The organism is Paracoccus onchidii (genome assembly GCF_028294535.1).
GTDB classification, from domain to species: Bacteria; Pseudomonadota; Alphaproteobacteria; order Rhodobacterales; family Rhodobacteraceae; genus Paracoccus; species Paracoccus onchidii.
Genome location: NZ_JAQBIE010000053.1, coordinates 1 through 7500, shown reverse-complemented (window position 1 = coordinate 7500; position 7500 = coordinate 1). Strand labels below are relative to the sequence as shown.

The 7500-nt window shown below is 58.7% G+C and carries 7 protein-coding genes and 2 pseudogenes; 8 read left to right on the top strand and 1 reads right to left on the bottom strand.

Going from position 1 to position 7500, the window contains the following annotated elements; genetic code table 11:
• Window positions 1-449: 449 nt before the first annotated feature.
• The 7 genes and pseudogenes from PAF17_RS19775 to PAF17_RS20265 form a co-directional block, all read left to right on the top strand.
• Entirely contained in the window at window positions 450-1994 is a 1545-nt protein-coding gene (locus tag PAF17_RS19775; protein WP_271890786.1) for an alpha/beta fold hydrolase, read from the top strand.
• Between the two features lie 29 nt (window positions 1995-2023).
• Window positions 2024-2956 carry an META domain-containing protein gene (locus tag PAF17_RS19770; RefSeq protein WP_271890785.1) on the top strand — a complete coding sequence of 311 codons (933 nt, stop codon included), beginning with the start codon at window positions 2024-2026 and terminating at the stop codon, window positions 2954-2956.
• A 39-nt stretch (window positions 2957-2995) separates the two neighbouring features.
• A complete protein-coding gene (locus PAF17_RS19765; RefSeq protein ID WP_271890784.1) occupies window positions 2996-3922 on the top strand; it encodes an SH3 domain-containing protein in 927 nt (308 codons plus the stop codon).
• Window positions 3923-4068: 146 nt separating this feature from the next.
• Window positions 4069-4371: a hypothetical protein gene (locus tag PAF17_RS19760; RefSeq protein WP_271890783.1), complete on the top strand. Its 303-nt coding sequence runs from the start codon at window positions 4069-4071 to the stop codon at window positions 4369-4371.
• Between the two features lie 59 nt (window positions 4372-4430).
• Entirely contained in the window at window positions 4431-4748 is a 318-nt protein-coding gene (locus PAF17_RS19755) for a hypothetical protein (protein ID WP_271890782.1), read from the top strand.
• Window positions 4745-5458, top strand: a complete 714-nt coding sequence (locus PAF17_RS19750; RefSeq protein WP_271890781.1) for a DUF1624 domain-containing protein — start codon at window positions 4745-4747, stop codon at window positions 5456-5458. The genes PAF17_RS19755 and PAF17_RS19750 overlap by 4 nt, the downstream gene beginning before the upstream one ends.
• Before the next feature lie 12 nt (window positions 5459-5470).
• Window positions 5471-5667, top strand: a pseudogene (locus PAF17_RS20265) (IS256 family transposase); the annotation flags it as partial.
• Between the two features lie 354 nt (window positions 5668-6021).
• Here the strand turns inward: PAF17_RS20265 and PAF17_RS19745 are convergent.
• Window positions 6022-6381 (bottom strand): DUF805 domain-containing protein, encoded by a 360-nt coding sequence (locus PAF17_RS19745; RefSeq protein WP_271890780.1) that lies wholly within the window; start codon window positions 6379-6381, stop codon window positions 6022-6024.
• 246 nt (window positions 6382-6627) lie between these two features.
• Here PAF17_RS19745 and PAF17_RS19740 point away from each other — a divergent pair.
• Window positions 6628-7500: pseudogene (locus tag PAF17_RS19740) on the top strand (transposase); the annotation flags it as partial.

The window sequence follows — 7500 nt, the reverse complement described above, 5'->3', positions numbered from 1 at the left end:
CGGACTTCGGATAATGTACGCCCTTGAACTCGATCACGCCAACCGCCTTTTTCCAACTCCCTGACAACGCTGACATATCATGCGCGCCCAGAAAGTCGAAAGTTTGCGACAAAACCGCCTGAAACGACCCAAGCGCTTGTCTCAGACTTGCAGACCCCACCAACCTCGACGATGCCGGTTGGCGCCCAGTGTTTCTTCGAAACCACGATCCGATCCCTTCAATCTGCGAGGCTCTGTCAGATCATGACACACAAAGTGAGGATGACCCATGTTAAGGGCAACGCGACACCCGGATAACGCACTGGTACAATTCGGCACCGCGTGAATGTCCCATGGACGTGTCGGACGCAGACCGCTATCTTTACCCAGAATGCAACTGACGCTGAATTGAGGATCGCTGCCGGCCAGTGATTGCCTGCGGCGGCGTTCCACTTTCAGAGGATGGGTCATTGCGAATATCGAAATTTGGTCTCGCGCCTCTGGTCATTCTTGCAAGCACCGAAACCTTGCTTGCTCAGGAAACGCCACGGGTGACGAAATTGCCCGAGTGTTTCGTCGAATTGCCAGAGACCATGGCCGAGAATTCCGGTGCGGATTGCGGCTACGTTACGGTCCGTGAGAACCGGTCGGATGAGACGCACGGCGAGATCGATCTCGCCTACATGCGCATTCGCGCAGTCGATCCCACGGGTGCATCGCCGCTTTTCATGCTGGCCGGCGGACCCGGCCAAACCATGATCAAGGCAGAAGAGATGGCTCTCTTTCAATCGGAACTCATCGGTCCCGTCCTGCAGAACCGTGATGTCGTACTGCTGGAACAACGCGGGACGTTTCGTTCGAAGCCGGCCCTTACCTGCCCCGAAACACGACATGCCGCCAAGGAGGCGATCGTCAACCGGCTCGATTCCAAGGCGGCGGAAAAGCTTTCGCTCGATGCATTTCAAGCGTGTATCGACAGGCACACCTCGGATGGTGTCGATCTTGCCTCCTACAACACCGTCGAGAGCGCTGCGGACGTGGACGATGCACGGGCTGCCCTTGGCTACGACAAGTTCATTTTCTACGGCTCATCCTACGGGACGCTCCTCGGCCAGTTCGTGATGCGGGAATTCCCCGAGAGCCTCGCGGCCGTGATCCTGGACGGAATCGAGACACCGACCACGAAGAGCTGGACGGAGAACCGGACGGAACGGGCACAGTGGGGCCTGGACAGCATGACCGAGCTCTGCATGCGGCAAAAGGACTGCGCCGCGACCTTCGACATTCCGGCCCTCGTGGAGGATGTGTTCGGCGTTCTAGGGGATGAGCCTGTCATCGTGTCAGTCACGCTTCCTGATGGCGCTCCCGCGACCGGTGATGTCGACGTGACCGTCCGTCCGGAAGCGCTGGCCGCGACGATCTACGGGTTGCAGACAAGCAAGTATGGCGTCGGCGCCTTGCCCAGCTTTCTGCAGCAGCAGATTTCAGCGGGCCGGGACGCCCTCGCAAGAGTTTTGGCGGAACAAGCGTTGAACCAATCCGTCGCTTCTCTGGCGGACGATGAAAGCGGCATGCCGCTCCTCATGCACTTGGCAATGGTATGTTCGGACGATCCCCCGCGGCCGCTCGATAAGGCCGCTGACAGTAGCCTGACCACCTACGCAGAAAGGTTTGGGAGATCCGTAGTCCTCGAGTATGTCGCGCTTTGCGACGTGATCGATGTGCCCGAGCTTTCAGAGGCCTCGGACGAGATAGTGCGGTCGGACGTCCCCGTGCTGGCCCTGACTGGCGGACTCGACGTTCAGACACCGGCCTTTCTTGCCGACGAGGCACTTGCTGCCATGCCCAATGTCACTCATGTCGTTTTTCCTTCCGGCTTTCACGCTCAGGTCGCCAACCTGAACCGATGCGCCATATCCATGGTTGTGTCCTTCATCGAAGATCCGACAGCGACACCGGATACCGGCTGCACTGAAGATGAAGCGGATCTATTCTTTGTACTTCCCGAGAACTGAAACGCCCGAAAGAAGTGACGGAGGCCAGAATGAACCAGTTTGTTGCCCGAATGATCGTTGCTTTCGTACCGTTCGCGGTCTGCGGATACGCCGGCGCCCAGGATCTCACGGGTTCCAGTTGGCAACTGGTCGAGATCCAGTCGATGAACGATACGACCATGACCCCGGACGATCGGTCGAACTACACGATGGAATTCCTGCCTGAAGGAACCGTTGCTGTGAAGGCGGATTGCAATCGCGGAACTGGAAGTTGGGAATCCGAAGCCGAGGGTACCATCCGCTTCGGGCCCATTGCCGCGACAAGGGCGCTTTGCACCCCCACGTCGATTTCCGAGGAGTATCTCGGTCAGTTCGAATGGGTGCGCAGCTACACGTTTGATGAAGGCAATCTTTTCCTTGCCACAATGGCGGACGGTTCGATCCTCAAATTCGAACCTGTCGGAGCGGGCAGTGTTACCGCAGCGGTACTTGGAAATGAACTCACCACGGCAGATGAAGCCGAGCTGAAGGACGCGATCCTGAGCAGGCTCTTTGACCACTATGCTCTCGAACAAGGCATATCCGTCGAACAGGCCGAAATAAGACGGCTTCTCGATAGTCTGCACGCTGGAAAGGAACAGGCGGGTTTAACGAGCGATGAGGAGCTGACAGAAGGGGAAGCTGCGCAGGTCGAGGACATGGAGAGGTCGATGGCGACGGCCATGATCCGTCAGTGGAAGATTAACAAAGCGCTTTACGATGAATACGGCGGTCGTATCGCCTATCAGCAACTGGGCCCGGAGCCGCTGGATGCCTACCGCGCTTTCCTCGAGACCCGACAGGCCGAGGGCGCGTTCGAGATACGCGACCCCGTGCTGGCCGAGGCGTTCTGGAGCTACTTCACCGACGACTCGCGCCACGATTTCATGGAGCCCGGAAGCGCCGATGCCAACGAGGCGTTCAGTACGCCCTTCTGGAAGTGACGACGGTTCCGCACGAAGAACGAGAAGAGGAGACCCCAGATGCACGTGTTTCGAGGCGTGATCGTGGCCGCCGTAATTTCGTTATCCACGACCTCGGCATTCGCACAGGGCATGCGCAGCGTCGATGTCAGGTTTGCGCCAGGAAGTGCGGGAACAAGTATTTCAGACAGCATCGTCGGCTATGAATCGGTCTTGTACCGTGTTGGGGCCGAGGCGGGACAGACGATGCGCGTCGTGCTCGCACCCTCCAATACTGCAACTTACTTCAACGTATATGCGCCAGGTCGCGAGCCCGGCGACGAAGCCCTCGGGAATGGACAGTTCACCGATCCATTTAACGATTGGATGGGTCAGTTGCCAGCTTCGGGCGAATACACTGTGTCGGTCTACATGATACGGTCCGCTGCCCGCCGTGACGAGCGCTCGGACTACACCGTCGATATCTCGGTTGATGGTGCAACGGGGGGCCGGATGGAGGCCGACTTCGCCGATGGCCTTCAGGGCGGGCCGGACTATTGGGCAGTCGCAGTCTCCAGCAGCGGTTCGTTGAACATGCGCGCCGCGCCATCGGCAGGCGCGGCGATCGTCACACAATTGTCGAGTGGCCAGGACGTCCGGAACTTCGGATGCCGCATGGCCGAGGGGCGGCGATGGTGCCGTATCGCAACATTGGCCGACCCCGGGTTCGAAGGCTGGGCGGCGGGCGATTTCCTCATCGAGGGGACAGGGGCTGCGGTTCAGTTGCCGTCGGCAGAACCAGACGGTGGCGGCGAAGAGGAACGGGTGCACTTCGCGACCGGAACGGCCGGGGGGAACTCTCTGGCTCGCTCAGCCCCGGCGAGGCTCGCCGGTATTTCATCGGTGCAAGTTCGGGTCAGAACCTGTACGTCCGGGTTGCACCGCGAGGTCAGGCGATTTCGTACCAGATCTTCAATCCCGACCGGACGTTCCTGCTGGATCGGATGACGAGCAACCAGGAGTATCGTGGAGAACTGTGGCAGTCGGGCGACCATATCATCGAGGTGATCAACCAAACGAAATCCGTCGCCAATTTCAACGTTGTTATCGGTATCGAGTGATCATGTACGCACATCAAAAAAGGAAAAGATGTCATGAAGCTAAATGGAAAAGTGATCTTTGTCGTTGCCGGATTGGTTGTGCTCGCGGGGTGTGTCGAGGACTCCGGTGAAAATTCCGGGGGCGGCACACCCACTGTTGCCGAACAGGCGTGCCTGAGGGATGTCACCCGCACCACGAACAATCCCGACGTCGTGCTCTTGAGCTCGTCGTTCTCGCAGGCCGGAACTGAAGTCATCGTCGGCGTCGGACCGCAGCGAGCGCGGTGGAGCTGCATCGGCTACTCGAACGGGACGACAGCGGGCATAACCTCGCTGACCAACGAGGGAACTCTCTGAGGGTCGTGCGCCTCTGATCGAGGCGCACAACACAAACTGTAGAATCGGGAGATTGGAAGATGGGCAAAGCCCTCATCGCTGTGATTTGTCTGGTACTCGGTGTCGTCATCGGCGCGGCATTCGGCGGCGCCCTTATCGGAGGCGGCGCGGTCGGTAGGGGCATTGCCACCGGATTGAGTGCGGGCATTTGCTCGACCGTTCAGGCCGCACAGGAGGAAGGCATCATGACCCCCGAAGACGTGGACCAGGTTTTGATGCGCGCGACCGCTGATATGTCGGGTTTGTCCGGCGTGGAAACGTCAGAGCCCATCGTGGGCAGCGCCGCACAATGCGACACCGTGCTCGAGAACCTGCGCAACGCCGCTTCAGAAAATTGACCGACACCGGCAGCACGATGCCTCGGATCCTCGCTGTCGACATCGGGCGAACCGTTGCTCTGGTGGGGATGGTGGTCTTCCATTTCGCGCGCGATCTCGAGATATTCGGGATCTTGCCACCGGGAACTACCATTTCGGACGGATGGTATGTCCTGGCACGTGTCATCGCCGGAAGTTTTTTCTTCTTTGCTGGAATGAGCCTCGTTCTGGCGCATGGCGAACAAATTCGATGGCGAAGCTTCTGGCGCCGACTGGCCATAGTCGGCCTCGCTGCCTCGGCGATTTCAATCGCGACCTTTGCGGCCATGCCATCGAGGTTCATCTACTTCGGCATTCTTCATTCGATCGCGGTATGCAGCCTCGCGGGCCTCGCGCTTCTTCATGTGCCGCCGATCCTGACCGCGATCGCCGCGGCCGGGATAATCGCGCTCCATCTGTCGGGGTTCCATCCTCTTCAATCGGTATTCTGGTCGTTTACGGGTTTGAGCCGGGCAGTTCGCCCAGCACTTGATCTGCTACCGATTGTGCCCTGGGTATCGGTGCTGCTTGTAGGCATTGTCTTTGCGAAACTGTGGAACCCCAAGCCATCACCGTCGACGGTTCTGAAGGAGCGGCTCGCATGGCTCGGGCGCCACACTCTTTCAATTTACCTCCTGCACCAGCCCATACTCCTCGGCGTGATTTGGCTGACGCTGAAGGTCTTTCAGTAAGCGAACGCCGCAACGAGTGCCATAGAAAGCCTGAACCGCGTGATCCGGAAAATCGATCAAGACGCGCGGCTCTTTCTCGACCGACTAGGAAGGCGACCAAGCTGATTTACGTCGCCATCCCCAAGTTCGAGAAGAATGGTCGAAACGTCCGGGAATGGTTCGCAGCCCGCAATCAGTTCGCCATAATGCTCGGCGAGCGCTTCGACGCTTTAGTGTCTCAATCCGCATGGACCGGCCCGGATATACAAGGTTCAAGACAGTCCCGGCGCCCGTCCGCCTATGCCACAGTCGGATGCTGATCGCGCGGGCTTATTCGAGCGCACTGAATTCCGAGGTATCAACTCCTGCGATCGCATCCTGTCCCGCGCGCTCGATTGCGCTGTTCATCTGCTGTTCCGGTCTCGGACCGACCGATCCTAATGCTGCATCTGTATAGGCCGAAGTAAACTCTTCAGATGTGCAACCAGCCATGATCAAGAGGCCGCTGCAGGCAAAAACAATGCGAATGAGTAGCAAATTTCAGGTCCTTTCCTGATGGTATACCGGGCGGAGGTCACAACATCTCAACGGTTTTCCTCGGCGTTCGGTTTCAGGAAGAAATAAAGCAACACAAGAATGCCGACGACGGGAACCAGGCCGACGAGCAACCACCAGCCGCTTCGCCCGGTATCATGCAGGCACCGCGCTCCGACCGCGAGCGTGGGCAGAAGCGTGGCCAGCGCAACCATCACGCTCAGCGGCTGGCTGTTCGGCCGTTGATCCGAGGTCGCACCGAGCAGCGGCATGATCACGGAATAGTCGATCAGGCGCGCTGCAAGAAGAAGCAAAAATACAAACAGGACCCACCACCAGTATTCGGGCCGCTTGGCGCGCCCCGAAAAGCTCGCATAATGTTTCAGGACATTACGAACCGCGTTTTGCATAGCCTTCCCTCCTTATGAACCCGACCAGTAAGTCATAAAATCAAGTTCCGAATTGCGGTTTTATCGCGAATTGAAGTTGGAATGTGAGCGACCTTTTCCTGCTGATCGGCTTAGTTGTGCAAATCGGGAGAGGGATTCACTGCGTGAATCCAGCGTGATAGCTGGATGGTATGAGCAGTTGGTCCCCTACTGAACTGGCCCCCGTTTCGATCGAACACTTAGGCATAACCATGGAGGCTTAGGCATATGCGTGAGCACGTACTTATGTCTGAGATTGAGATCATCACCGATGGCGGTCGCCGCGGGCGCTGGAGCGCGGCCGAGAAGCTGCGGATCGTGGAGGGGGGGGGTGGACGACCGGAGCAGCATCTCGGTGGTCGCGCGCCAATTGCGTAGCTGCGAAGCTGCTGCATCGTTGGCGCAGGCTCATGCTCAAAGGGGGGGTGTTGCGGTGTCCGAGGGCGATGACGTCACCAGCAACAGGGTCGTTCGCCAGCTGGAGGATCGTATCCGCGAACTCCATCGTTTGCTCGGTCGCAAGACGCTCGAGACCGAGATCCTGCGCGAGGCACTGGACAAACCACGGTCAAAAAAACACCTTGCTCGCACGGTCGTCGCTGAAGGACGATTTCCGGTGAAGGTCGTGGCTGAAGCCCCGGACGTGACCCGCTCCAAGCTGATTGACCGGCTGAATGGAGGGACAAAGCCTAGCCGGCGCTATCAGAAGGCGCAAGACGCGGCGATGGCGGCGTTGAGCACGGCACTCGTGGCGGCCTGGCCAACCTGTGGCTACAGACGGATCACAACGATCCTGAACCGCCAGCTGCGCTCGGAGGGCCTGGCACCGGTCACCCCGAGCTGGTTCGAGAAATCTGAGCCATAACCTGGTTCTGACGCGTGAATACTCGGAACGTCCCGAGCATGTTTACGACGGCAAGGTGATCGTCATGCGATCGAACCTGCGCTGGTGCAGCGATGACTTCGAGTTTGCCTGCTGGAACGGCGATATCATCCCCGGTGCCTTCCTCATCTATTCCCATGACCGCGAAATCATCGCCTGGCGCGCTGTGGCGAATGCCGGGATCAGCGGTTCCGATATTCGCGATATCATGCTGGAGG

Excerpts from the sequence above, each read along its gene's own strand:
- PAF17_RS19770 (WP_271890785.1), top strand. The coding sequence starts at position 2,024 with ATGAACCAGTTTGTTGCCCGAATGATCGTTGCTTTCGTACCGTTCGCG.
- PAF17_RS19765 (WP_271890784.1), top strand. The coding sequence starts at position 2,996 with ATGCACGTGTTTCGAGGCGTGATCGTGGCCGCCGTAATTTCGTTATCC.
- PAF17_RS19760 (WP_271890783.1), top strand. The coding sequence starts at position 4,069 with ATGAAGCTAAATGGAAAAGTGATCTTTGTCGTTGCCGGATTGGTTGTG.
- PAF17_RS19755 (WP_271890782.1), top strand. The coding sequence starts at position 4,431 with ATGGGCAAAGCCCTCATCGCTGTGATTTGTCTGGTACTCGGTGTCGTC.
- PAF17_RS19745 (WP_271890780.1), bottom strand. The coding sequence starts at position 6,381 with ATGCAAAACGCGGTTCGTAATGTCCTGAAACATTATGCGAGCTTTTCG.